This is a genomic window from Dorea sp. AF36-15AT (assembly GCF_003477705.1).
GTDB lineage: Bacteria > Bacillota > Clostridia > Lachnospirales > Lachnospiraceae > Claveliimonas > Claveliimonas ammoniilytica.
The window spans coordinates 24,623-51,464 of sequence record NZ_QUDV01000009.1; the positions used below are offsets into that span (position 1 = coordinate 24,623).

At 43.2% G+C, this 26,842-nt stretch carries 23 protein-coding genes, 1 tRNA gene and 1 riboswitch; of the genes, 1 reads left to right on the forward strand and 23 read right to left on the reverse strand.

The window, feature by feature from the left end; translation table 11 throughout:
- Window positions 1-82 precede the first annotated feature (82 nt).
- From DWZ93_RS12270 to DWZ93_RS12280, 3 genes are read right to left on the reverse strand one after another with little or no spacing between them, the layout of a single operon-like run.
- Window positions 83-2,824, reverse strand: a complete 2,742-nt coding sequence (locus tag DWZ93_RS12270; protein WP_118453098.1) for a translation factor GTPase family protein — start codon at window positions 2,822-2,824, stop codon at window positions 83-85.
- Window positions 2,811-3,551 (reverse strand): peptidylprolyl isomerase, encoded by a 741-nt coding sequence (locus DWZ93_RS12275; RefSeq protein ID WP_118453099.1) that lies wholly within the window; start codon window positions 3,549-3,551, stop codon window positions 2,811-2,813. Before DWZ93_RS12275 ends, DWZ93_RS12270 begins: the two co-directional genes overlap by 14 nt.
- Before the next feature lie 25 nt (window positions 3,552-3,576).
- Window positions 3,577-4,053, reverse strand: coding sequence for an NUDIX hydrolase (locus DWZ93_RS12280; RefSeq protein ID WP_118453100.1), 477 nt, complete (start codon window positions 4,051-4,053; stop codon window positions 3,577-3,579).
- 71 nt (window positions 4,054-4,124) lie between these two features.
- On the opposite strand from DWZ93_RS12280, the gene DWZ93_RS12285 reads away from it, so the two are divergent.
- Complete coding sequence (locus DWZ93_RS12285) at window positions 4,125-5,018, forward strand: RluA family pseudouridine synthase (protein WP_118453101.1); 894 nt, start codon at window positions 4,125-4,127, stop codon at window positions 5,016-5,018.
- On the opposite strand, the gene cytX is transcribed toward DWZ93_RS12285, so the two are convergent.
- The 20 genes from cytX to DWZ93_RS12380 form a co-directional block, all read right to left on the reverse strand.
- Window positions 5,015-6,193, reverse strand: a complete 1,179-nt coding sequence (gene cytX, locus DWZ93_RS12290; RefSeq protein ID WP_118384011.1) for a putative hydroxymethylpyrimidine transporter CytX — start codon at window positions 6,191-6,193, stop codon at window positions 5,015-5,017. The genes DWZ93_RS12285 and cytX overlap by 4 nt on opposite strands.
- 1 nt (window position 6,194) lies before the next feature.
- A complete protein-coding gene (thiD, locus tag DWZ93_RS12295; RefSeq protein ID WP_118453102.1) occupies window positions 6,195-7,010 on the reverse strand; it encodes a bifunctional hydroxymethylpyrimidine kinase/phosphomethylpyrimidine kinase in 816 nt (271 codons plus the stop codon).
- A 116-nt stretch (window positions 7,011-7,126) separates the two neighbouring features.
- A complete protein-coding gene (locus DWZ93_RS12300) occupies window positions 7,127-7,774 on the reverse strand; it encodes an HAD family hydrolase (protein WP_118453103.1) in 648 nt (215 codons plus the stop codon).
- Window positions 7,771-8,412 (reverse strand): thiamine phosphate synthase, encoded by a 642-nt coding sequence (gene thiE, locus DWZ93_RS12305; protein WP_118384008.1) that lies wholly within the window; start codon window positions 8,410-8,412, stop codon window positions 7,771-7,773. Before thiE ends, DWZ93_RS12300 begins: the two co-directional genes overlap by 4 nt.
- The gene (thiM, locus tag DWZ93_RS12310; protein WP_118384007.1) at window positions 8,399-9,220 is read right to left on the reverse strand and encodes a hydroxyethylthiazole kinase; all 822 of its coding nucleotides are present in this window, start codon (window positions 9,218-9,220) and stop codon (window positions 8,399-8,401) included. The genes thiE and thiM overlap by 14 nt, the downstream gene beginning before the upstream one ends.
- A gap of 103 nt (window positions 9,221-9,323) precedes the next feature.
- Window positions 9,324-9,429: riboswitch (TPP riboswitch) on the reverse strand.
- Window positions 9,430-9,484: 55 nt separating this feature from the next.
- A complete protein-coding gene (locus DWZ93_RS12315; protein ID WP_118453104.1) occupies window positions 9,485-11,206 on the reverse strand; it encodes a Na/Pi cotransporter family protein in 1,722 nt (573 codons plus the stop codon).
- A 92-nt stretch (window positions 11,207-11,298) separates the two neighbouring features.
- Window positions 11,299-14,445 carry a response regulator gene (locus DWZ93_RS12320; RefSeq protein ID WP_243061280.1) on the reverse strand — a complete coding sequence of 1,049 codons (3,147 nt, stop codon included), beginning with the start codon at window positions 14,443-14,445 and terminating at the stop codon, window positions 11,299-11,301.
- Between the two features lie 668 nt (window positions 14,446-15,113).
- A complete protein-coding gene (locus DWZ93_RS12325) occupies window positions 15,114-15,455 on the reverse strand; it encodes a hypothetical protein (RefSeq protein ID WP_118384005.1) in 342 nt (113 codons plus the stop codon).
- Between the two features lie 81 nt (window positions 15,456-15,536).
- A complete protein-coding gene (locus DWZ93_RS15020; protein ID WP_243061281.1) occupies window positions 15,537-15,998 on the reverse strand; it encodes a KilA-N domain-containing protein in 462 nt (153 codons plus the stop codon).
- On the reverse strand, window positions 15,919-16,275 hold the full coding sequence (locus DWZ93_RS15025; protein WP_243061282.1) for a KilA-N domain-containing protein: 357 nt from the start codon (window positions 16,273-16,275) through the stop codon (window positions 15,919-15,921). Before DWZ93_RS15025 ends, DWZ93_RS15020 begins: the two co-directional genes overlap by 80 nt.
- Window positions 16,265-16,471: a helix-turn-helix domain-containing protein gene (locus DWZ93_RS12335; protein WP_118453105.1), complete on the reverse strand. Its 207-nt coding sequence runs from the start codon at window positions 16,469-16,471 to the stop codon at window positions 16,265-16,267. Before DWZ93_RS12335 ends, DWZ93_RS15025 begins: the two co-directional genes overlap by 11 nt.
- A 76-nt stretch (window positions 16,472-16,547) precedes the next feature.
- A complete protein-coding gene (locus tag DWZ93_RS12340) occupies window positions 16,548-18,227 on the reverse strand; it encodes a S8 family peptidase (protein ID WP_118453106.1) in 1,680 nt (559 codons plus the stop codon).
- Between the two features lie 135 nt (window positions 18,228-18,362).
- Window positions 18,363-20,030, reverse strand: coding sequence for a diphosphate--fructose-6-phosphate 1-phosphotransferase (locus tag DWZ93_RS12345; protein ID WP_118384002.1), 1,668 nt, complete (start codon window positions 20,028-20,030; stop codon window positions 18,363-18,365).
- An 89-nt stretch (window positions 20,031-20,119) separates the two neighbouring features.
- A complete protein-coding gene (locus DWZ93_RS12350; RefSeq protein WP_118453107.1) occupies window positions 20,120-21,136 on the reverse strand; it encodes a glycosyltransferase family 2 protein in 1,017 nt (338 codons plus the stop codon).
- Between the two features lie 325 nt (window positions 21,137-21,461).
- Window positions 21,462-22,166 carry a PrsW family intramembrane metalloprotease gene (locus DWZ93_RS12355; protein ID WP_199665573.1) on the reverse strand — a complete coding sequence of 235 codons (705 nt, stop codon included), beginning with the start codon at window positions 22,164-22,166 and terminating at the stop codon, window positions 21,462-21,464.
- A 95-nt stretch (window positions 22,167-22,261) separates the two neighbouring features.
- Entirely contained in the window at window positions 22,262-23,053 is a 792-nt protein-coding gene (locus DWZ93_RS12360; protein ID WP_118383999.1) for a Uma2 family endonuclease, read from the reverse strand.
- Between the two features lie 18 nt (window positions 23,054-23,071).
- A complete protein-coding gene (locus DWZ93_RS12365; protein WP_118383998.1) occupies window positions 23,072-24,223 on the reverse strand; it encodes a hypothetical protein in 1,152 nt (383 codons plus the stop codon).
- A 173-nt stretch (window positions 24,224-24,396) separates the two neighbouring features.
- A complete protein-coding gene (locus tag DWZ93_RS12370) occupies window positions 24,397-24,807 on the reverse strand; it encodes an SIS domain-containing protein (RefSeq protein ID WP_118383997.1) in 411 nt (136 codons plus the stop codon).
- Between the two features lie 61 nt (window positions 24,808-24,868).
- Window positions 24,869-24,942, reverse strand: a tRNA-Arg gene (locus DWZ93_RS12375).
- 104 nt (window positions 24,943-25,046) lie between these two features.
- Window positions 25,047-26,768, reverse strand: coding sequence for an ABC-ATPase domain-containing protein (locus DWZ93_RS12380; RefSeq protein WP_118453108.1), 1,722 nt, complete (start codon window positions 26,766-26,768; stop codon window positions 25,047-25,049).
- Window positions 26,769-26,842: the final 74 nt, after the last annotated feature.

Here is a 26,842-nt window from a genome sequence, read left to right on the forward strand (position 1 = left end):
TACCTGAAAAAATATCACTGTTTTTCCTCAATATATCCTCACAAAAAATCTCATTAACCCTATTTAAGATCTAATGAATATCTCACTTCAGATTCTTTCTGCCAAGCCTCACTTCTTCCATATGACGCACCAGATTTTCATCCATATGGTCAAACAGATAGTTGCGATCAGATTCTCTGTGTCTGTCCCATTCTTCCCGGATCTGCCTCTCTGTAAATGCGATCTCTTCACGAAATTCTCTGGCTGAGATCAGATGTGCCCCCTGGCTGGTTGTGATCACCTGCTCCACGCCATCTGAGGTCACAACCGTCACATGTCGTTTTCTTCCAATCTCATGGACTACTTTTTCGATATACTGATCGGCAGTCTCAGCTTCCTTGGTAAATACCACATGGATATTGTGATAACGTTGGATTTCCAGTACCTCACCGTCTACCTTATAGGCATCAAATACCAGAATGAGTACACATCTGCGGAAGCCCTGATAATTGCTCAGCACATCCATCAGTTTATTTCTCGCCGCCTCAATATTATCTTTTGCCAGTTCTTTTAACTCATCCCAGGCAAAGATTACATTATAACCATCTACCAGCAGATACTCTATTCCGTCATCTCGATGCTTTTTCGGCTTACTGTCCACTGTCACTACCGTCTGACCGACAGGCGCATTCCTCCGCTCGATCTTGCCATACGTACGGATAAAGATATCTTCCAGCTCTTTTTCTTCTTTGGCATTCCATCCGATGCCAGCCGAAGACGGTGCTTTCTTTCCGGTCATGCGGTCCTTACGGCGTGCAGAAGACGTATCAGTTGTCATGTCCTTCTGAATCTCCTGCCGCTTTTTCAGTTGACTCTCGATATGCATATGCGAGAACACTTCATTCCATGGCACATAATATCCTGCTCCATGGGAACAGAATACAGAACCAGCCGGATTCTCCGTATCTGCTTCCGGATCATAGCCAATTTCTTCTATCACAGTATCCTGATCTGCACACGGACGATAACCGTCTAATGTACAAAACAGCCGTCCCCTGCCTCTGGTATAGGTCGTCACTTCCATCTGATAATCCCGCATAGCAGATACCGGCGCCATTCCTGTGATTACTGTCATATCACCGTCCGTTTCCGGCGGTTCAAATTCGCCATGCATCTTCTGAATGTCATTCAGAGCTCTTCCCACATTCTCTGCCGGGATCTCCATAGCAAATGAATAATACGGTTCCAGCAGCACATTATCTGCCTGCATCAGTCCCTGCCGCACTGCACGGTATACTGCCTGCCGGAAATCTCCGCCCTCCGTATGCTTGAGATGTGCTCTTCCTGCTGCCAGTGTAATATGAACATCCGTAATCACAGAGCCTGTCAGCACGCCCCGGTGCTGCTTCTCATACAGATGTGTCAGAATCAGTCTCTGCCAGTTCTTATCCAGGATATCTTCACTACACTCCGTGTCACACACCACACCACTGCCTGGTTCACCCGGTTCCATGATCAGATGTACTTCCGAATAATGGCGGAGCGGTTCATAATGTCCCACTCCTTCTACCGTATTGCGGATTGTTTCTTTATACACGATACTTCCTGCATCAAATGTAACCGCAATACCAAATCGCTCTTCGATCAGGCTTCTTAAGATCTCAATCTGGATCTCGCCCATGAGTTGAACACCAATCTCACCATTTTCTTCCTTCCATACAATCCGCAGCATCGGATCTTCTTCTTCCAACTGCTTCAGATAGCCAAGCATGGTATGCGCATCCACTTCTCGTGGATACTGCACACGGTAGCTGAGTACTGGTTCCAGCATTGGTGCCGAAACATCCTTCTCATCACCAAGTGTCATGCCTGGTCTGGTAAATGCGAGACCAGTCACTGCGCAGACAGTGCCAGCTTCCGCTTCCTGCACAAGCTCGTACTTTTCTCCCGAATAAATACGAATCTGGTTAACTTTTTCTTTCTTTTGTTCTTCATTTGTTTCTTCAGCAAACAGTGCTTCTTTTACTTTCAGACTGCCTCCGGTAATCTTCATATGTGTCAGCCGGTTGCCTGACGGATCTCTGGATATCTTATAGACTCTCGCGCCAAACACATTCGGATAAACCGGTGATTCCGTATACGCTTCCAGTCCCTGAAGAAAAGCTTCGATTCCTTCCTGTTTTAAAGCAGAACCAAAATAACATGGAAACAGACGTCTGCTGCGTATCAGGCGTCGTATCGTATCTGCCGACAGCGTATCTGTTTCCAGATATTCTTCCATAGCATTTTCTTCTAACATCGCCATGCTCTCCAGCCATTCGCTCTCTGACACCGCTACCCTTGCATTGCCTTCAGTCAGACCGGCTGATCCTGGAAATGCTGTGCAGCCTTCTGACAGCCTGTTCTGTAATTCTGTCAACACTTTTTCCGGATCCGTTCCTGCCTGATCCATCTTATTTACAAAGATGAAGGTCGGAATCTGATATCTGGCGAGCAGCCGCCACAGAGTCTCCGTGTGTCCCTGCACACCATCAGCTCCATTTACCACCAGAATTGCATAATCCAACACCTGTAATGTACGTTCCATTTCTGCCGCAAAATCTACATGTCCCGGCGTATCAAGAAGTGTCACCGGACGGTCACCCAGCATGATCTCCGCCTGTTTGGAAAATATCGTAATGCCACGGCTCTGCTCCAGTTCATAATTATCCAGATAGGCATCCCCATGATCGACTCTTCCGAGCTTACGGATCTTTCCCGTCTGAAAAAGTATGCTCTCTGCCAGTGTCGTCTTACCGGAATCCACGTGCGCCAGAATTCCTGCCGTCAACTTACATTTCGACATATTTTTCTTTCAACTCTTTTTCTTTTGCTTCATATGCGTCATTCTGTTTCTTCTGGAAAAGTGTGTTCACTATTGTTGCTTTCACAGCTTCAAATGGCTGTACCTCAGCCTCATTTTTCTTCTCCACACGGATCAGGTGATATCCGAACTGTGTCTTTACCGGTCCTACAACCTTGCCTGGTTCTGCTGCGAATGCTGCCTCATCAAACTCTTTGACCATCTGACCATGCCCGAATTCTCCAAGGTCTCCCCCCTGCTGTCCGGATGGACAGGTAGAATGCTGCTTTGCTGCTTCCTCAAAAGAGATCTCTCCACTTACGATACTGTTCAGGATGTCAGTGCATTTATCCTCATCCTCTACCAGAATATGCTTCGCCTGCACAGTCTCTTCTTTCTTAAATTTATTCGGATTCGCTTCGTAATACTCTTTGGCTTCCTCTTCCGTCACCTTTACATTTTTCACTGCCTCGCGCATAGCAAGCTGTGCCAGAATATCACGTCTGGTATTCTCCAGAATACGTGCAAATTCCTCAGTCTTATCCAGACCCTGCTCAACTGCATCTGCCGAAAAGGTATACAACGCCAGATACTGATCCAGCAGTCTCTCCTTGAATCCCGGATACTGCAGATATGCCTTTCTGTCCTGCGGCAGATTCTCTACAAATAAATCAAATTCTTCCTGTTTAATCTCTTTTCCTGCAACAACTGCAATTACTCCATCTTTCATGTTCTTATCTCCTTCTATATCTTTCTTATAACTCCATCGGTTTCCCGTCCAGAGCCGCACTGACTAATCGGTCGTGTCCATCATAGACCAGCTTCAGTGAGAAAAATGACTCCCTTTCCACCAGAAGTCTCAGAAAAATGCGATCACCTTCCCATAGATTCAATTCTCCGATCCGGTCGATCTCTACCCATTCCAGATCTCCCTCATCACACGGAATCTCTTCGCCTTTAAATCCATCGGCCGTAAACAACGACATATATTCCGTCACACCGCTTCCTGATACAAAGGTCACGATGCCCCGGAACAGATAAGATGTCAGTGTATACCCGGTCTCTTCTTTTACTTCCCTGAGCAGGCATTCCTCCGGACTCTCATCCGCTTCAAAATGACCGCCTACGCCGATCCACTTACCTTCATTGACATCGTTCTCCTTCACATTGCGGTGAAGCATCAGATATTTTCCATCATTTTCAATATAACAAAGTGTACTTAAGGATTCCATGCTTTTCTCCTGTTTTCCAAAGCTTTTCAAATGTGCTATGATTAGTTTATCGGAATTTAGGAGGAAATGCAATGAATCGAACGATAAATTATCAGATAGATAAGACTGCCGCCGGACTCCGCGTGGAACAGTTTTTGAAACGTAAGGGATATTCTTCCCAGAATATCTCTTCCATTAAGCATATGCCAGAAAGCATTCTGGTGAATGGCGTCCATTATTATATGCGGCAGGAGCTTGCCGAAGGGGACTGTTTAAGTGTCCGCATCAGTGAGACCAAATGCTCTGACAAAATCCCACCGGTAGAATTACCTTTAGATATTGTCTATGAAGACGAAGATATCATTGTCCTGAACAAACCGGCCGGCATGCCAATCCATCCTTCCCTGAATAATTACTATAATACAATGGCCAATGCACTGGCGTGGTACTACCAAGAGCAGGACAAGCCATTTATCTTCCGGTGCTGTAACAGACTGGATCGGGATACCTCCGGACTTACTGTCGTGGCAAAACATCTGGTCAGTGCCGGAATTCTCTCTTCGATGACCGGACGCAGGGAAGTCCACAGGGAATACCTTGCCATTGCCTCTGGACACGTAACGCCCGAAGCTGGCACCATCTCTGCCCCACTCGGCAGAAAACCCGGCACCATCATCGAGCGTATGGTGGACTGGGATAACGGCGAAACCGCTATCACCCATTATCATGTTGTAAAAACGACCAGACATTACAGTCTGGTCGCATTGAAGCTTGAGACCGGACGCACACACCAGATCCGCATTCATATGAAGCATCTGGGATATCCACTGATCGGAGATTATCTCTACAATCCGGACATGCGCCACATTGGTCGTCAGGCTCTTCATTCTCATAAACTTTCATTTTGTCATCCGATCACTGGAGAAATAATGTCTTTCACCGCTCCTCTCCCAGATGACATGCAGGCAACACTGAATGCCGATTAAGCTTTCTTGCTTCCCATGCATTTCCGGATAATGACACAGATCACAATGGTCACTGCCATATCCGGAAGTGTATTTCCTACCGGAATATCCACACCCATTAAGTATCGATATAATACAAATCCTACAATCCAGATTACAATGTTCGTCACATCAATCGCATCTGACAGACTGTCTGCACGTTTCAGGATAAAGAAGTCTGCGATCTGGATCGCGATCATCGGTGCAAATACAGAACCGATCAGATACAGGAAATCCGTAATATTATCCATCGGATATACGATCGCCCCAACAGTACCGATCACGGTCACTGCTACGGCTGCATATTTTCCATTCAGTTTGGAAAATACAGATTCAGCAGAAATGCCTGCGGAATACGCATCCAGGAACGTGGTAGTTACTGTTGAAAATACAATGATCAACAGTCCTGCGATTCCAAGTCCTGCTTTCACCATGATCTGAGCAATATCATACTCTCCGGTGTAAATCGCCGCACCCATACCGATCACGTACATCCAGCAGCTGATGATACCATAAACAACAGCACTGACTGCTGTTGCTTTCACCGGCTCCTCTGCTTCTCTTGTATAGTCACTGATCAGCGGAAGCCATGATAACGGCATCGCTACCGCCAGCTCTACAGCTGCGCCAAAGGACATTGCCTCACTTGTATCCACATTTCCTGCCGCTCCACTGAAGAAGATTACCTTGCAAAGTACCAGTGTCAGGATAAACAAAGCTGCCATTGCAATGGTATTGACCTTGCCAAGATTGGTAATCCCTACCAGAATCCACACAATGATCAATGCTCCGATTACCAGACACCACACCCATCTTCCGGTATTCAATACGCCATCTGCTGCCAACGCACCATCATAGATCATGATCGCCGTCCAGCCAACCAGCTGAAGGACATTTAAAAAAGAAAAGAATACTCCGCCGTTCTGTCCAAAACTCATTTTAACCGTTTCCATTGCACTTCTTCTGGTCTTACCGCCGATCACACCTGCCAGGAATAACATGGTACATCCGATAATGTGACCGATAATGATTGCCAGAATACCTTTCTGGAATCCAAGCGGTGCAAATGCTGTACCGGTAAGGATCTCTGCCAGCGATACGCCTGCGCCAAACCAGATCAGACCATTCTCAAAGATTGAGGTTCTCTTTTCCTTCATCTTAGACTTCCTCCTTTGCGCATTCCGTATATTCATTTTTAATTGCAAATCCGTGATTCATCGGACCACTGCCTTTACCCAGATCAAGCATTGCTGCCAGCGCACCGGAAATGTATTTCTTTGCACGCTCTACTGAAGTATCCAGATCATATCCTTTTGCCAGATTCGATGCAATCGCGCTGGACAGTGTACAGCCGGTTCCATGCGTATTCGGATTATCAATACGCTCTCCGTAGAACCATTTATATTCGCCGTCTCTCCACAGCAGGTCATTGGCATCGTTTAACTGATGTCCTCCTTTGCAGAGTACTGCACAGTGATATTCTGTTCCAATCTTCTCTGCTGCCTTGATCATATCTTCTTCTGTATGGATCTCCATACCAGACAACACTTCTGCCTCCGGAATATTCGGAGTCAACACGGTTGCAATCGGAAGCAAGCGCTTTTTCAATGCATCAACTGCTTCATCACAGATCAGTTTTGCTCCACTGGTAGCTACCATAACCGGATCTACTACGATGTTCTTTGCTTTATATTCTTCCAGCTTATCTGCAATCTTATTGATCAATGCATCCGAAGATACCATACCAATCTTCACTGCATTCGGATAAATATCGGTAAATATATTATCCATCTGATCTTCCAGAAATTCTGGCGTTATTTCCATAATACCTGTGACTCCGGTTGTATTCTGTGCAGTCAGAGCTGTGATCGCACTCATAGCGTATACGCCATTGCTGATCATTGTCTTAATATCTGCCTGAATTCCGGCGCCTCCACTGGAATCACTTCCAGCGATTGTTAATGCTGTTCTCATACCTCATTCTTCCTTTCTTCTGTATCTATCTATGCATTAATTTTTCCGCTTACTGCGGGACGACTGAAGGTGGTGCCCCCAATCAGCCGTCGGATTACTCCCGTAACTATATCGTCTTATAGCGGCAGTTTTCCTGCCTCAGACCAGTCTTCCAACACATAATCTGCCGTTTCCCGAATCTGCTGCCAGTCATCTCCATTGCTCATATCCCGGATACCAACCGTAATAAAACCTGCATTCTTTGCAGTCTCAATCGCATATCCGGCATCCTCAAATACCATTATTTCTTCCGGCTTTCTGCCCACTATCGATGCACACTGCAGATAAATCTCCGGCTCATGCTTACCCCTGCCAAGTTCAGAACAGGTCCGGATTTCCTGAAAATAATGGTCCATGCCAAGTCGCTTCAACGCTGCCTCTGCATATTCCTTATGACCTGCCGTAGCAATTATCATAGGAATTTTATTCGTATATAGTTTCTCAAGAAACTCTATCACATCTTTTTTTGCCTGTACCTCTTTGTAATAGAAGTCTCTGACTACCATCAGAAGCCCCTGTGTGATCTCTTCTGCCGACTGCGGTAAATTATAATGCTCTTTCGTATATGCCACGCCCTCTTCTATCGTCATCGGATACAGAATCTTGCTCAGTCCCGGTTCCGGTTCTACCTGAATGTTCTCCAGATACCGGACACCTGCCACTTCCCAGATTCCCATAGAATCCAAAAGCGTTCCATCTACGTCAAAGATTGCCCCGCGGATCATGCATTCACCATCCTGAATACCGCTTCCTTCAATTCCCTCGTAGCCTCAGTAATATCTTTCTGCGCAAAAATGGCACTGATCACAGCCACGCCGTCCAGCCCGTTTCCGGCAAGTTTTTCTACATTGTCTTTACCAATCCCACCAATAGCAATGACCGGAATATGTACCGCCTCTGTGATCTCGCGGATCATCCCTCCGTCCAATACATCTACATCCGTCTTCGACCCGGTCGGAAATACAGCCCCTACTCCCAGATAATCAGCTCCACGTTCCTCAGCAAGAAGTGCCTCCTCTACGGTATGCGCAGACACCCCGATAATCTTATCTGAGCCAAGTTTCGCTCTTACATCTCCGGCTTCCATGTCATCCTGTCCCACATGCACACCATCTGCATCCATTTTCAGTGCGATCTCTACATTATCATTGATTACAAACGGGACGTGATATCTGGCACACAGTTCTTTGATTTCTACTGCTTCTTCAAAAAAATGTTCCTGATCCAGTTCTTTTTCACGAAGCTGGATAAAAGTCGCACCGCCCTTCAGTGCTTTCTCCACCTGATCATACAGGCGTTCCCCATTCAGCCATCTGCTGTCTGTCACAGCATATAGTAACAGATCTTCTCTATCGAACTTCATATTTTGCTCCTTTCTCCAGCATCTCCGGAGTCATATTATAAATAGCATCAATGATCCGGTTGCGATATGTCGCATTTCCGTCTCCCGGCTGCATATAATCATATGCAATCTCACCTGCAAGACCCATCGTACACACTGCTGCTGCCGCCGCACCACATATATCATCCGGATTGGCTGCCAGAAATGCCGTCATCATGCCAGACAACTGGCATCCCGTACCTGTGATCCGTCCCATTTCCGGACGTCCATTGTGTACTACATAGCAGATCTTGCCGTCACTGATCAGATCGATTGCTCCGGTGATTGCAATCACACTGCCACTCTGAGCCGCGTAGTCTTTCACAAATACCACTGCCTGATCCAGATTCTCATCTGTAACTGCATCTGCCACATCAGCATCTACGCCTTTCGTTGTTCCATTGCCGAGTGCCAGTGTCTTAATCTCTGAAATATTTCCACGGATCACATCAAAATGGATCTTTTCAATCAAGCCAAGCGCAGTATCGGTCCGCAGTTTACTCGCTCCGGCACCCACCGGGTCAAGCAGCACTGCATGGTTCAATTCATTCGATTTCTCACCGGCAGCATACATTGCCTCAATCGTTCTCACATTCAACGTACCGATATTAATATTCAACCCATTACATATAGAAGTAATATCAATAATATCTGCCGGTTCGTCAGACATAATCGGGCTTCCGCCACATGCCAGAAGCACATTCGCCACATCATTAACCGTAACGTAATTGGTAATATTATGGATCAGAGGTGCTTTCGTTCTGACTTGTTTCAGGTATTTTCCTAACATACAGTTTCCTTCTTTCATTAAATGATTATAGAAATTTGTGCAAGCACGATTTTGGCACAACAGTTTACCGCACAAAAAGAGACACCCATGCAGGTGTCTCCGAAAAAAATCATATATTGATTCCTACGGCGGCATTATCCGCATCAGGTCAAAGGGTCGAAACTCCTGTTTCCTCTCAGCCTGTCTCACAAGCTCCCCTATCTTCATTCATTACTTATGAACTCCAGTATCATTATATGAAGTCTTATTCTAAATGTCAATTGTTTATGCATTTGCTGCTATTACATTCTGCTGTGCATTTTCTTCTGTATCAAATCTCACATAAGTCACACGGTCCAATGCTTCTTCTGCAATACCGGTACAGTTATCTGCCACACGGTCAAGATTCAGCAGGATACCGGAATATGCTCTGGTAAGCTCCGGATCACACAGATTCTCCTGCAAACGTTCCAGATGCTTCTTGGTGCTTTTCTTCTGTGCCTTGCGCATGCGCTTCTTATCCTGAATCACCTGTTCCGCCTGATCCACATTGTCTGTTGCCACCGCTGTAATTGCCTGTTCAAACAATTCTTCTGCAATAGTCACACACTGTGCCAGTTCTTCTTTTGCCTGTTCTGACAAAATCTTCTCTGATGTACCGATACGCTCATAAATATTTACCACATCTCCACATCGGTCTGCAATACGATCAATGTTATTGGCAATCGCAAGATATCCTGCAACCCGCTCTGCCTGCACTTCCGTCAGTGCACCACCGGTAAACAACTTTGAGATGTACGTCACAATTGCATCCTGCAGCGTCTTGATCGCATCGTGATATTTCTTAAACAACGATTTTGTTTCTTCCTTGTTATCTCCTGATACGATTTCTTTCAAAATCTTCAACATCTTTTCTGTAGATGTTGCAATACGGTTAATCTCGTTAGAAACCATGTACATTGCCGGAATCGGCTGACCTATCATCTTATCATCCAGATACTGTGGTTCATAAGAATGTACTTTCTTCGTATCATCTCCGCGTACGATCGTTGTCACGATCTTCACCATCAATGGAATCAATGGCAACCATACTAATGTACAGACTACATTAAACGTGGTATGCGCATTGGCAATCTGTCTGGAAATCACCTCCACTTCCGGTCCTTTTGGCGAAATGAACTGTACAAACTTCGCCAGCACCGGAATCAGGAACAGAAATACTATGCTTCCTGTAATATTAAAAATACTGTGTGCAAGCGCAGTTCTCTTGGCATTCTTAGACTGTCCGATGGATGCTAACAATGCTGTGATCGTTGTACCAATGTTATCACCAAACAAAATCGGAATTGCTCCTGCCAGACCGATCACACTGGTCACTCCATCCGGTCCAGGCTGTGACGCAAAATTCTGCAGCACCGCAATCGTAGCTGAACTGCTCTGCACAACCAGCGTCATCACGGCACCAAGCAGAACACCAAGCACCGGAATATCTGATACTTTCGCCATAAGTTCTACAAAAATCGGGCTGTTTGCAAGTGGCTTCATAACACTTCCCATGATCTCAATGCCTTCAAACAACAGACCAAAAGAAAAAATAACCAGACCAACATTCTTTACCTTTTCTTTCTTAGAAGCAAAGTAAAGCATAAAGCCAACAAAAATAATCGGATATATATAGTCTGTAATCTTAAATGCCATAAGCTGTGCAGTCATTGTTGTACCAATATTGGCACCAAAAATAACAGAAATTGCCTGTGGCAGACTCATCAGTCCGGCGCTGACAAAACCAATCACCATAACTGTAGTTGCAGAACTGCTCTGCAGCACTGCTGTAACCAGTGCTCCTGCCAGCACTCCCATAATCGGATTCTTAGTCAGGAACTCCAAAATCTTCTTCATTTTCTCTCCGGCAGCCTTCTGCAGCGCATCACTCATACTGTTCATCCCATACAAAAACAGTGCCAGACCGCCAGCCAATCCAAATACTACCTTACATACTTCATTCATCACATTCTCCTCATTTCCTATGTGTTTCCTCTTTCTTTATCAAGTAAACATTATCAGAGAAATATGATTATCTTTGCAGATTTAGGTTAAATCTATGTAAAATATGTAAAAATCTTCTCTTTCAGCTTCTGTGCCTCGATCGGTTTGGTAAGATGTCCGTCCATTCCGGCCTTGCCGCATTCTACGATACTTTCTGATGTCACCTGCGCTGTCAGTGCCAGAATCGGAATCTTCTTCGCATCGCTCCGTTCCATTTGACGGATGTATCTGGCCGCCTCCAGTCCATCCATGACCGGCATCATGATATCCATCAGGATCATATCATATGTTCCAGGTTCAGAAGCAGCAAACATCTCCACAGCTTCTTTACCGTTCCACGCTTTATCTACCTTAATCTTCATATCCTCCAGGTAAAATTCCGCAATCTCCATATTAATCTCGTTATCCTCCGCCAGAAGTATATGAAGATTTTCTATTGCAGTGACATCTGATATTCCCCCTGTCTCTTTTATCATTTCGCTTTCTGTATCCAGCTCAAATGGTATCTGACAGGTAATTTTTGTCCCTTTCCCAAGCTCACTCTCTACCTGAACGGAACCATGCATTTTCTGAATCAGCCCCTGCACGATTGACATACCCAGACCGGTTCCTTTATACTGTGTTCTTGCATCTGACTGTTCCTGCGTAAATGGCTTAAATAAATGTTCTTCTACAAATTCCCGACTCATGCCAACACCGGTATCTGTAATGATAAATTCATAGTATACTATCTTTCCGTCACAGGATAATTCTCCGGCATAGGTCTCGATAGAACCGCCTTCTTTATTATATTTAATTGCATTACTAAACAGGTTCACCATAATCTGACGAAGCTGCAACGGACTTCCAATCAGCGATGTGTGTACCATATGTCCTCTGGAAATTCGATGTTCAAGTCCCATCTCCGTAAGCTGTGCTTCTACTAACGCTCTCACTTCCCGCATCAATTCTACCAGATCAAATGGTTCTCTTGGAAGTTCAATCTGATCTACTTCAATCTTACTCATATCCAGCACATCATTTATCAATTCCAGAAGATGACCTGCTGAAATCTGTATTTTTTCCATACATTCTCTGCTCTTCTCCGGATCTTCTTCTGCCCGACGCATAATCTCCAACATACCCATGATACCATTGATCGGCGTACGGATATCATGACTCATACGGTTCAGGAATTCTGTCTTCGCCTTACTTGCCAGATCTGCTTTATGAAATGCTGATTCCAGGCGTTCCTTTTCCTGATGCTCCTTCTCATGGAACTCTGATGTATCCTTAAACAGAATAATACCATGAACCACTCTGCTTTCCTGCTGCGTTCTGCTGTCATACACCATATCTCTGGACATGAGCACCGTCTTCTGAAGCCAGTATAATCTTCTTTCTACACCGCGCTCACAGTATTCCACCGTAATCTGCTTCTCACCATTCTCAAAACGCTCCAGAAGCTTTTCAGAAGAATCCATGATCCGGTAATTTTCCAGTGTGTCTTCCGTCACATATTTTCTGCGTTCTGCACAATATGCATTATAAGAATACGGTGGTTCTATATGAGAATCAGAGTCAGGGTCACCCTCCGGATAATACACTTTTTCCAGACAGTCATGTGTCAATTCCACTGAATATATCGCCTGTGCCGTCTCCATCAGCGCATCTACATAATCACCGTTTTCCATCAGAGAATGTTTCACCTGATCATAATATCTGGTCAGCTGCAGCTTTTCATTCTGTGCAACTTCCTTCCGGTCACGGAATGGTTCAAAGCCAAGGATAAAATGATGCAGACGTCCATCTGGCGCATGGTCCACATCCAGGATTGTCATACGTCCTCTCTTCACAGGTGGTACATTTCCGCTCAGATATGACTGTATAATCTCCTTTTCCTTACTCAAATGTATCTGTATATAATCAATCTGCAGCTTCCTCCACATATCTCTACGAGTATCATCTGTAGCTAATATCTGCACAATCTGTTCGACTGCTCCGGAATAACTTCCTTCTTCCGCCAGGAAGAACTCGGAACCTGCACGCAGTATCCGGTACTGATCCAACATAGCATCACAGTAAATACAATCTGTAAAATAGTATTCCTGTTTCCTCACCCAGGCCAGCAGGCTCCGGTTTTTTCTCTGTCTTTCCGCTGCCTCTTCCATCTTGGCATGATTCTTATCTACATACATATTCTTATCCGCCAATCGGAATAATTCCCGCATGGTACACTGTTCAAAATCACAGGACAATGCATATCCTACTGCATAGCTTAGCGGCATCTCCGGGTGTTCTGCAGAATACGCAACCATATGCTCCCGAATCATCCGAAGCATTCTCCTTATCTCCGAATGATCCAGTCCATGAAATACTGCAATAAATTCATCGCCGCCATCTCTTCCTGTAAAATATTCAACTGGTACAGCTTTTCGCAATTCCACCGCAAAGGATCTGATATACTCATCCCCCTTTTCGTGACCCAGATTATTATTGATCGTACGCAGATTGTTCAGGTCAAATACACAGACTGCTGTCAGTCCATCCAACGGTACCGGTTCCGGGTTCCCCAGGATTTCTTCACATTTATTCTTATTTGGAAGTCCTGTCGCCTCATCCAGATATACCTTCTTCTGGAGCATACGATTCTGCGCTGCGAATCTCAATGCTTTGATCAGTTCAAATGCAATCAGGATAATAAGACCTGCAATATCCGCAAATACAATCTGCTCCAACACATTCAATGCTGAAGCTTTTCGCTGAGAATATGCTTCTGCATAACCAACCGCCTCATCACAGATGCCGAAAAAAGTCTCACTCTTCTCGATAATATCCGTATTCTCATACCCATTCTCACGGACCGACAGAATCTCTTTTTTAAGTTCTTCAAAATAAGAGTCCAGTTCTTCCATCTTGTTCTGAAAATCCTTATCATCCAGACACACCAGGTTCAGATCACTACTTCCCTCTCGGAGTCCCTGAATATAGGAACTGATGGTATTCATCATCTTATCCTGTGGTTCTTCCGCATCTTCCAGCTTGATCATACGCTGGGTTTCGCCACGCACCAGTCCGGCATAATTCACCACTCGTGCAGTTCCCTGTATCTGTCCAACAAGCGATATGATGACAAAAAATAATATGATCAAAATACTCGTCATCACCATCATCAATGTACGCATAATATATGTTAATTTATTTTGTGTCTTTTTCATCATTTCTACTGCTCCGTATCACTCCAATTCTTTTCCCACACAGTCTTCCATCATAACGGAATCATTTTTCACAAGTACCGCAAATCCAAGACCTCGACTTATATATCGTAACAAACTTGCCTTATGCTTACAATATCTTTACATCTGATTTTTGATTTGGTAAACTTCTCTCCAAACACAACCTCCCCCGAGGATGTCAAGTCATCGCTACAAACTTTTTAACCTTTTTTCCTTCGATTTTTCCTATAAAACCGTTGTTTTGGAACGGAGGACGTTATATTGTTGTCACAAAATCAGTGGGGAGGATGTAACGTCATTGTCACATTTATCCATCAACAAATGTCATATTATTACCACTATAGCCAGCCTATCAAATCAAGCTTAGCGAAACTTAAATTATGCCCAATATGGAATATACTTTTTATATCTGGGTGTTGTATCCGGGTCCATTACTTTAATATATCCACCTTCAACGGCACTGGTAAGAAGTCTCGATGCCTTGGCCTTCTCTTTTTCTCCCAAACCGAATATTTTTTGAATATCTGAATTAGAAATACCTTATCCTGGAGTATCGTTTCTTTTAACTTAATTATATCCATGCTGCCGCCCCTTTTCCTGTGTAATATCGATACATAAAATAAGATCAAATCGCCGCAAAAATATGCGGCTTTTTATAGCATCATAATAATTGCATCTATAATAATTTCCGTCACCAAACTAAGAAGCACACTTCCTAATATCGTGCAAAGAACAATCCCAATTATAGGATGTCTTACCTTCCATTTTGTCATCATCCCATATATTTTCTGCTCTAAACAACTTTCTTTGTCCCAGAACGAAGACATCTTGCTTTTCTTTACACAGCCTTCCGTCTTTTCTTTGCTGATTTTCCCAACCATATACGCATATAAGTACATTCTGTAATAAGTAAGCCTTCTCTGCATTCTTTCTTCTATATCATTTTTTGTTTCGGCAAAAAATTGCATATCATTATAGTTATAAACGTAATCCATATTTTTCCTCTTCCTTGGCTGTTATATCCTACATCAAATATTATGATATAGGAAAAATACTTTACAAAATTCTCCTCAAATTCATACCTCTGGCATTCCTCCATCACTCTCTATCATTTTAATCTCTTCAGCTGCATTCAAGACATTCAGCTGATATTCAGCAATCTCTTGTAATATTTTAAATCTTTCTCCTTTTTCTTTTCCTTCACGCAGCATCTGTGCATTATGTGATTCCAGATTGGATAGAACTGTTAATTCATTAATTGTTGCAAAATCTCTGACATTGTTTTTCTTCGCAAGTTCAGGATTTGCCTCTCTCCATGCTTTCGCCGTAAATCCAAATAATGCTACATTTAATATATCTGCTTCTTCCGCATATGCCAGCCATTGAAGGTTTTCTCTGTAATTCATTTGAGGAAGCAAGTATCTTTTTACAGCATCCGTCTGGATCAGATAATTATTTTTACTTAAAAAACGTTTTGCATCCCATTCCTTTTGTCCAGAATTGTTTTCTTCTTCCTTTAACCGTTGAATTTGTTTCATTTGCCCATTCCGAAACACTAGGTGTAAAAGTCAATAACCCTGCTTGCTTTTTAAAGTGTTCGGATTCGAACACTTTAAAATTGGGATTATATATCTGTTCCCATACAGACAAATATTCCAAAGTACCACGATTTCTTAACCAATTTCTTACCACATCTGCTGCCCTGACAGAATCTGATTTAGCTTTAGCAATATCTGTAATACAAATATAATCATCTAACTCCTGTTTCGAAATAGAAATCTGCACGTTTTGCACTTCAATTATTTTATTCTTCATTCACATCTTCCTTTACGATAAGATTATCCATCCTTACTCTATACGCCAACAAACGTAACACATAATCTGGCATCTTTCTGGTTCCTCGTTCCCACTCTGTTACTGTTCTGTATGGAATTTCAAAATATTCACAAAATTCCTTTCTGTTCATTCCGGTACTTTCTCGTAATTCTTTTATTTTATCTTTTATTTCCATTTTCTCCCCCCTTTTCATTTACACATTGTGTATGTATTGTAGCATATTTTTTCATTTATTACTACATCTATCATCTTCATTTTGGTATGCTCTCTGAAAGGCATAGTCTCCCATACCCCACCTGATTATTGGGATATTCTGCAAATCCCGGCAGCTCTCTCGCCCCCCTTCTAAGATATGCCTTTACTTTCTCCCCATACAGGTAGGGATCATTTTCTTTTATGATTCCCCATTCCATCAGTAGTGCTGCGCTCCCTGTTACAAATGGTACTGCAAATGAAGTCCCTGTATACTCTCCATATCCTCCACCTGTCGCCACACTTCTTACCGCCACCCCGGGTGCCACAAGATCCGGCTTCGCCGTTTCCCAGAAAGTGTTTTCGTCTGCCGGACCACGTCCGGAGAAATCCGCATAGGTAAATGTTCTTGCATCATATGCACCAATGGTGATCACCCGACTTGCCGTTGCCGGTATGGTCATGGTTGCCTGTGCACTTGGCCTGGTAAATCCGGTTCCGCTATTTAGCACACCACCTCCCGGAAGCCAAAGGTCATATCTTCCATCTACCACTCGATTGCCAGTCAGAATGATCTGCCACAGCCCAGAAGCAATATAATCGTTTACTGCCAGAAAATCAATAAAGATTTCCTGTCTTGTGCTGTAAGGAGCTGGCATGCCATAGTATAAAAACAGTTCTGTCTGTCCTACACGAAATCGCTGTGGTCCAAGCACTTCCTGCAATGGTCCGATCTGTATACCTGACGGATTCACAAGCGTAATGCTCATTTCATCCGTGTAATTCTTCCAGATCTGTACATTTAATCCTGCTTCTTTTTCCTGTACCGCCAGTTCTGTCCGTTGTTCCTCACCGGTTCTTACTATGCCGGAAGCATGCCCTGCTCCGACGCCTTCATTGCCTGCTCCCACACAGATGCAGCATCGTCCCAGTCCCGCCACGCTGTCCAGATAACGCTCAACCAACGACTGTCCGTTGTGCGCGCCGTATGAATTGCCGAAACTGATATTCACTGCCACAGGCATGTCAAGTTCTATACTTTTCCGAATCACATAGTCTACACCTCGCATCAGTTCCGTTGTCCTTGGGAATCCTTCTTGCCTTGGCAGTCCCATTTTCACCACAATTAGTTCACTCTCCGATGCTACCTCTGCTGCAATTCCAGCAACTGCTGTTCCGTGTCCGGAACTGTCAACGCTTGGTACTATACGATATCGTTCTGCTAAATTTCCTGCGCTTAGTGCTTGATTAATTTCTTCCGAAATATATTCTTTTCCATTTGTCTGATCCCAAAGGTAACGGATTCTTGTGCTTCCATCCGCTTTGAGAAATGCATCCAAACTATAATCAATCCCGGAATCTATCATACCGATCAGCACTCCCTTTCCGGATAACCCAAACCGGGAACCTTGTACTGAATCAATACAAGACACCCTCTTTCCATTTGCAATCTGAAAATATAATCGTTTCGGCTTTTCTATATATTCTACCTGTGGAATCGCAGACAATTGATCAATCACAGACTCTCGCACTGTCACAATCATATACTCATTCAAAAGCACTGTCATGTCCACAACCAGTGGACGGATCATATCTATATCTCCGGAATATTTTACGATCAGCTCCCACTCTTTTTCAATGGGATCATAGCCCACATCCAGAATCTCAGACCGTTCTCTTTCATTCTCGTCTGCATCTAATGCTAAGTTTAATAAATTCTCCAGCTTCTGATTATTCACACTTCGCTCCACACGTTCACGCTTTTATTCTCATATCTATGAAATGAATAACCTGCTAATGATGCTTTATTGCATAAAATAAGGCGCACGGTCAATCCGTGCGCCTTACAATAATATATCATTATTCAAATCTAATTAGATCTCTTCGCCTTTTTCAAGTGCAAGTGTTCTTGTTGTGATATCACATACAGAAGCTGGTCCATAGTACTGGATAGCACCTGGGAATAAGAATGCAGTCTCAACAGCCCACTGATCTCTGTGTGCCTCAAAGTACTTGAATGGAGCTCCATCAAGCTCTGTAAGTGCTTTTCTGATAACCGGCTTATCTTTACCATTTCTTCTTTCCATGTTCATCATCTTAGTGATCGGCATACCGCCTGCAACCCACTCTTCAGCCGGCTTAGACAGGTTAGATACCTTAGAAAGATATCCATTGAAGCCATACTGGATCAGCATGAATGCATTGTATCCAAGTGAATAGCAGTAGTCAGCATCGAAGTTAGATGGGAATGCACATCTTCCTTCGTATCCGAAGAAGTGATGCTGTGTAGCGAATTTACCTGTGTATGTTCCTGCTGCTTTTCTCTCAGCAAGCTTGTCAGCTACCAGTGCTGCAAACAACTTCTCAGACTCGATCAGAGATACCTGTACGTTACCGTGCGGATCTCTCTCAAGGAACAGCTGCTGCTGAATTCCCTGCGGCAGAATCTCAAATACAGACATAGACTCTTTTGTAAGTCCAGCCTTGATGAATTCATATTTAGCATCCCATGATGGAAGTGCATTGAACTCTTCTGTCTTCTCACCCGCAAGAAGCTCATTGATCTCAGCGATCAGTACAGAGAATTCAGGAACGAACTCTACGATACCCTCTGGGATAATAGCTACACCGAAGTTATCTCCGTTAGCTGCTCTCTTCTCTACAGAATCAGCAATGTAATCAGCGATCTCAGACAGTGACATCTTCTTAGCTGCTACTTCCTCACCGATCAGGCAGATGTTCGGCTGAGTCTCAAGTGCACACTCCAGTGCTACGTGAGAAGCTGAACGTCCCATAACCTTGATGAAGTGCCAGTACTTTTTAGCTGAGTTAGCATCTCTCTCGATGTTACCGATCAGCTCGCTGTATGTCTTAGTTGCTGTATCGAAACCAAATGAACACTCGATATCTTCATTCTTAAGGTCTCCGTCGATTGTCTTAGGGCATCCGATTACCTGAACGCCTGTGTTATTAGCCGCCATATACTCAGCAAGTGTACATGCATTTGTATTAGAATCGTCTCCACCGATGATAACGATCGCTGTGATTCCGTGCTTCTTGCATACTTCTGCTGCTACTGCAAACTGCTCCGGAGTCTCAAGCTTCGTTCTTCCGGAACCGATGATATCAAATCCACCGGTATTTCTATACTGATCAATGTACTCATCTGTCATCTCGATGTATTTATCTTCCAAAAGTCCGCTCGGACCACCCTTGAATCCAAGGAGGACATTGTCCTTGTTAGTAGCCTTCAGTGCATCATACAGACCACTTACTACGTTGTGTCCACCAGGAGCCTGCCCACCTGACAGGATAACACCTACAACCTGCTTCTTATCTGCAGCTGTGTTCTGTCCTTTTATAAATGTGATCTCCGGCTTTCCATATGTGTTAGGGAAAAGCTCTGCAATCTTCTCCTGATCAGCAACGCTCTGAGTTGCTTCTCCTTCTTTTACGCTGATTTCTGCGATACCATTTCTGAGCATTCCAGGAAGTTTTGGAGTATACTCATATCTTGCCTTCTGAAGTGGTGAAATTCTCATAATCATTTCTCCTTTATTATAATGTTTATTAATTAACCCATTCGGTTCCTCACGTATTTTACCATAAACACACGCACTCTTCAAATATTTTAATTAAATCCGATAATCTTTCTTGCAAGCAGATATGCCAGTGATGAAATCTTACGTCCGGACTTGCCCGGAAGATTCATACTCTGACCAAGAATGCCATATCGAATACGTACAAATGTCTTCTTATCCTTCTGTCTCAGATATTTCCAGAGTTCCTTCTTCTTTTCCATATTCTCCGGATCTTTGGAGCGAATGCACAAAATAGAAGAAACGGTCATCATGATTGCCAGATATTTTTCCATATATGCGCGCAGTTTTTTATTAGAAATCTGACGCATCTGGTACATATCTATCATCGTTCTGGTTACAAATATCTGCTGGTCAACACGCTTGATCATAACCTTTTCATTGACCGACTGATCTTCTCGTCCAATATAATATCTGTAGAAATCCTCATCCATATAATACATCTTACGTACATGTGGAAGCGGATAATATACATAGATATTATCTACATAGAACGTATGCTTCGGTAATGTAAGCTGACACAGTTTCAGCATATCAGTACGATAAATAACTGAATGCATCAAAATATACTGATCAATATGGAATCTGCCCACATCTGACCATTTAAAAATCTGGTTCTGAGGCAGTACATTACGGTAATGAATCACCTTCTTATGCGATACTCCCTCTTTTTCATATACATAATTGGCTATAAGCATATCTACTTCTTCGCCATGTTCTTCCATCTTCTTCAGTACATTCAAAATATTCTGTAATGATTCTGTATTAACCCAGTCATCACTGTCTACAACTTTAAAATATTTTCCCTCGGCATTGGCAAGTCCATAATTAACTGCGTCACCATGTCCACCATTCTCTTTGTCAATCACGCGGATAATATCCGGATACTTTTCTGCATACTCATGTCCAATCTTAGATGTATTATCTTTTGATCCATCATTCACAATAATAATCTCTACATCTTCCCCGCCGGTAAGAATGGTCTCAATCGCATGCGCCATGTATTCCTGCGAATTATAACAGGGAATTGCAAATGAAATATACTTCATAAATCTATCCTTTCACTTCATTCAATAGATACCATAATAGTATATCCCATTTTATCACTTTTTCCAATTCGCCTTTTTTACCAAAAAATGTCCGAAAAGGTCGTAAATATGCCGTCATAACTCCAGTTGTTCACAGTTTGTTCATTTTTCTTTCAAAAATACTTCACTTATTAAACCTTATTTTTTCACAGATACCGGCTATACTATAATCATCAACAAGAGATAGACGATAAGTAAATTAACATAGATAAAACTTTTTCATAATACGTGCCGGGCCCGCGAAAGCGGTGACCCGGCATCCTCCCTTTTAGGACTCTTTTTCATTCTATATGTACCGATCCATATCTGACATCTTTCGAAGCAACCGAAATGCCAACACAAACATTGCGATTGTATATGTATAGAATGCAATCGTCGGAAGTTCCACCGAAAGAATCAGATCATAGCAGCCGTGGATAAATGCCGACACTACAACAGCAAACTTTCGATACCGTCTGGAAAGATCTATTCGTCCTATGCGTTCATATTGCTTTGCAAATCCATAAAACGCACCCATAAACACGCCAAAGCATGCATGTCCCGGAACAGCTGTCACAGCACGGATTAGCGCTGTCCCCCATCCATAACCGATAGAATAACTAATATTCTCCAACACTGCAAAGCCAAGAGAAATGTACACAGCATACAACATTCCATCATACAGGCAGTTAAACTCTATTGATTTCCAGGTTCTTAATTTTAACATTATGTATTTGGAACCCTCTTCTGCATATGCCACAATTATCATACAGGTAATCAGATGATAGACCAGACTGTTTTCAGACAGAAAGCTCTGTAACACCCAATCCCCTGCCATCTCCACCAGCAATGCCGGAAACGCAGAGAATATTCCACACATAATCAGTGTCACTAACATCTTGGGAGACTCTTTTTCAACTTTGTCCTTTTGATATACTTTTACCAAAAGAATGATTGCCGGTACAACTGCAAGAAGAATTAAATTGCGATAATAATAGTAGATTCCAAACATAAACATGCCCTCTTCTCTCATAATCTTACTTTGAGTATAATAAACTAATAACACGCAAGTCAACCTGTTAATGTCAATCCTATATCACAAATTTTCTAGCAGTATTTCATTTTTGAAAAATCCACCTGAAATCCTTCATACAACACAGATTCTACACATTCATCAAACGTATAAATTGCCGGCAGAGCGTCCCGTTCCTCTGCATACACTACAATCCTCATTTTCGCCGGATCAATGATCCAGTATTCGTTCACTCCTGCACTCTGATACTTGTGGCGCTTCAGTTCATAATCATGGTTGGAATCTTCTGCCGATACAATCTCCATGATCAGTTCCGGCGCCCCCATACAGTTCTTGCCATCCCGAAGCATTTCCTTACGCTGTACCACAAAAATGTCTGGCTGCAGAACCGTATAATCATCTCCTTCCAGGCATACATTACACGGAGCTGCCAGTACTTTTCTGCCCCCGCCATGGCTATGCATATAATACATAAGCTCTGATGCAAGCATTACCAGAAGTTCCTGATGTCTCACAGACGGAGACCTGCGGTAATAAAGTTTCCCATCAATCAATTCTGCCTTCAATTCATCCGGAAGTGCGTCATAAGCACTTCTCGGAATTCTTCGTTCCGGCTTTCCAGACTGATAGACGCCTTGTTCTCTTGCCACGGACAATTCTATACTACCTCCCATGGTGTAATAGTCCATACCCAGTGCCTGAATCAGCGCATTCATCGTCTTGTCTCTTGGATATCTTGTCATACCGCTGAAAATCTTATTCAGTGTCCCCACCGGTATCCCGGCCTGATCTGCAAGCTTCTGGTTCGTCCATCCTAGTTCTCTCTTTCGGTTCTTCATTTCTTCGATGCTAGATTTTATATACATACTCCTGCCTCCTCGTACTTAACTTTCTTCCCCGGATGTCTGTTCTTCCACAACATCCTCCTTCTGCAGCTGCTCTTTTGCGAATTCAATACACTCCGCATACCTTTCATCCTCTTCATCCGGAATTTCCTGACGCATACGCTCCAATAACATTTCCACCGACTCTTCTTCATCCTCAGTCCGCTTCTCTGTATTATCGTCTTCTCCGTCTGCCCTGCTCATCATCCCGCATAATCTGACCATATCCTTTGCAAATGCATCCGGCTCTTTCATCTCTTCCAGATATCTGCTGCACACTTCATAATCTTTCATCTGACTGAAATACACAAATGCCAGATCATACAGCAATTCCTGCTCCCGCTTGCTACTTTCATCCTGCAATTCTTTTCTTTCCGTCTCCCACTGTTCCTTTAACTCCTGAAACTGTTCCTGATACGCCTGCGCCTTCATGTCCTCTTTCCGTTCTGTATCAGCAAGTTTCGTATCCTGTCCGCCCTGTCGGCGACTCTGTCCGGATATGCATGAAACAATCCTGTTTCCTGACAAGACCAGCAGTCCTATTACTGCCAACGCAATCATCACATACATTATCTTTTTACTTCCATTTCTTTTTTCTGACAAAGAAAACTGTCCTGAAAGATCTGATAATTTCTGATACCTCTTCTTACCCTGCTTATCCAGACATCTGGTTATAATCTTCTGAATACGTACGCTTTCCAGAAATTTGAGTTCAGGTTCCAGCTCAACTGACGATAAAACATACTGTATCATCTTGCCAAAACCGTAGATATCTTCCTTCTCTTCTGACTTCTGATAATACTGGTTCTCTGGCGACAGAAAATTTTCCCTCACATAGCGCCGCTGCATAAGATGCATCATGTCTTCCTGCTCTTTGCTTGCAAGATCCAACAAATATACCTTCCTATCCTCCCCAACGATTACGCTATATGGATTCACATACTGATAGCAAGGATTACCACGACATCTGTGAAAGTGATCCAGATCAGCAATAATCTGCCGAGCCCATTCATAAAACTGTTCTTTTGTAATGTGCGCATGATATTTCAGCCATACGATCAACGGTTTTCCCTTCACAATATCCGTACTCATATAACATTTGTCACCATGCATTACAAATTTCAGAATCTCATAGTTCCTTTTTTCTTCCAATTCCCCATCTCCTTTTAATTTTACATAAGTTTATTATTATGCTAACTCGTTTTGTTTGTTATGTCAATATCTATTTTCATTTATTTTATTTTGAGAAAAAAATAACAGCACCATACACATTATTATGTATATAGTGCTGTTTCTATTTTTTTACCTTATTTTTATTCCCGAATTTACCGTTTTTCCGCTAATCTTTTTCCTACAGCTCCGCCCGGATGAATCAAAGCAAACTGTTCATTCTGATATCCCGTCTCTTCAATCACCGCTGCCTGAAGCGCGTCAAACACTGCTGTTACAGCCACAAAGCTTGATGTCCCCTGACAATTATATTTATCCGTCTCTTCCGTTACACGAATCGGAAGTATAATATCTGACTCTTTGGCAAGTTCTGATTCCGGCCTCTCCGTAATACCAATTACGGTCACAGATTTCTTATGGCAAATGTCTAATATCGGAAATAATTCATCAGTCTTACCGCCTCTGGATGCCCATACTAATACATCACCAGACTGCATAAATCCGCCCGCTCCGTGAACTGCTTCTGCCGGAGAAAGGAACCTCGCCGGCTTTTCTGCACAACACATTAAATGTGCAAAATGCTCTGAATAAAAAAAACCTGTAGGCAAACACCTACAGGCTTAAGTACGTGGGCGAGAAGATTCGAACTCCCGACCTTTTGGTCCGTAGCCAAACGCTCTATCCAGCTGAGCTACGCCCACACATTGTTGTGAGTAATTATCTCGCTCACAACAAAATTTATTTTATAGCAAAGCATCTGTTTTGTCAACACTTTTTTAAAACTTTTTTCTATATAGCTCCTATCCTATATCCTGAATCCACGGTATCGGTTCACACAGGCATAGATTTCCTGTCTGCGCACTTCTGCCAGATTTCCCGGCACGTTTCTGCCACACACTGCTCCAGGTCCCTCCTCATTGATCCTGTCACATATCATTTCCAACAGTTCATAAATCTCTGTGTGCGGGTTCTTTTCTAATTGTTCCAGTACGTATTTCATCACATAACTCAAAGTTGTAGTCTGCTCTACATCTACAATCTGCTCTACATACTTTAATTCTACTGCACTTTTACCGATGGAAAAACTGTCTTTCCCAAACTGTTTTACCTTAATCTGTTCATGTTTCTTTTCCACCTTATACGCTGTAAGAACTCTGTCATTCTGTTTCCAGAGATTATTGCCCAGCATACTCAACGCCAGTTCATGAACACCGCCCTCCTTTTCCGGTGTTCTCTCACAGATGGCTCTGACTTTTTCTGTAATATCCAATGTACGATATGTATCCATCTGTATGACCTTATCTGCGATATGAAAATACGCCCCGGAACTTCCGGCAACCAAAATAACTGATACGCCCTGATTTTTATAAAGATTCCTTGCCTGATCGATAAATGGCGTGATTGGCTCTTTATCCTTAGCGATCACTGACTGCATCAATTCATCTCTCACCATAAAGTTAGTTGCAGAAGTATCTTCATCAATCAATAATACTTTTGCGCCTGCATTTACTGTCTCCACTACATTCGCAGCCTGTGAAGTTGATCCACTGGCATCTTCTGTCGAGAAATCCACCGTATCTTTTCCGTTTGGAAGATTATTAATAAATGGAGATATATTAACATGAGACACAGCCCGTCCATCTTCCGCACGTATCTTCATCGCCGTGTGATCAGTAATCACATATTCTCTTCCGTCTCCCTTAATGTGATTATACACTCCAAGTTCCAGTGCTTTCAAAAGAGTAGATTTACCATGATAGCCACCGCCAACGATCAAGGTGATCCCTTCGGGAATTCCCATGCCTTTGATTTTACCTTTATGCGGAAGTGTAAGTTCTACTTCCATTGATTCCGGCGATTCAAATGGCACTGCTCCTCGCATTGGTCGATCTGACACACCACTTTCTCGTGGGAGCATCGCACCATTTGCCACAAACGCCACAAGCCCGCGCTCTGGAAGCTGTTCCCTGATTGCCTGCTGATCATCTGCCAATTCCACGATTTCCTGAATCTTCTTCGCATCCATGTTATTATAGTATAATGCTCGTTTCACACATTCCGGGACAAAACGAAAAAGTATCTTCTCCAGTTCCGGCGCATTGATCGTACGTCCATTTGCAGAAAAGCCCACTTCAAATCTCACCAGAATCCGCCTGTCATCCATTGTCAAAGCGGTTCGTTCCAGCACCTGCTGACCGCATTTTGATATACTCATCAGACCACTTTTGCCGGAACCTTTTGCCTGAAACATATATCCGCTCATTACCTTTCCAAATTCACGAATCAGATGATCTTGTAACGCTATTCTCCTATGTGGTTCACTAAAAAGTGTCTTTGGAAACCCTGCCATTTTCTGCATAACTTCAACACTCACTTTAGATGGAGCTGCAAATGGATCTCCCTGCACATGGTCAATATGCAGAATGTATCCCGGAAACTGATAACTTCCTCTCAGATCTTTATACGCAGGATAGCTTCTGCGATTAATCCTGTTCAACTGCTCTCTTAATTGTGCCTCTGTATTCATACTTATTCCATCCTTTTTCTTTTCTTATTATGATGCCTGTGGATTGCCTCGTGTTTTTCCTGACATCTTATTAT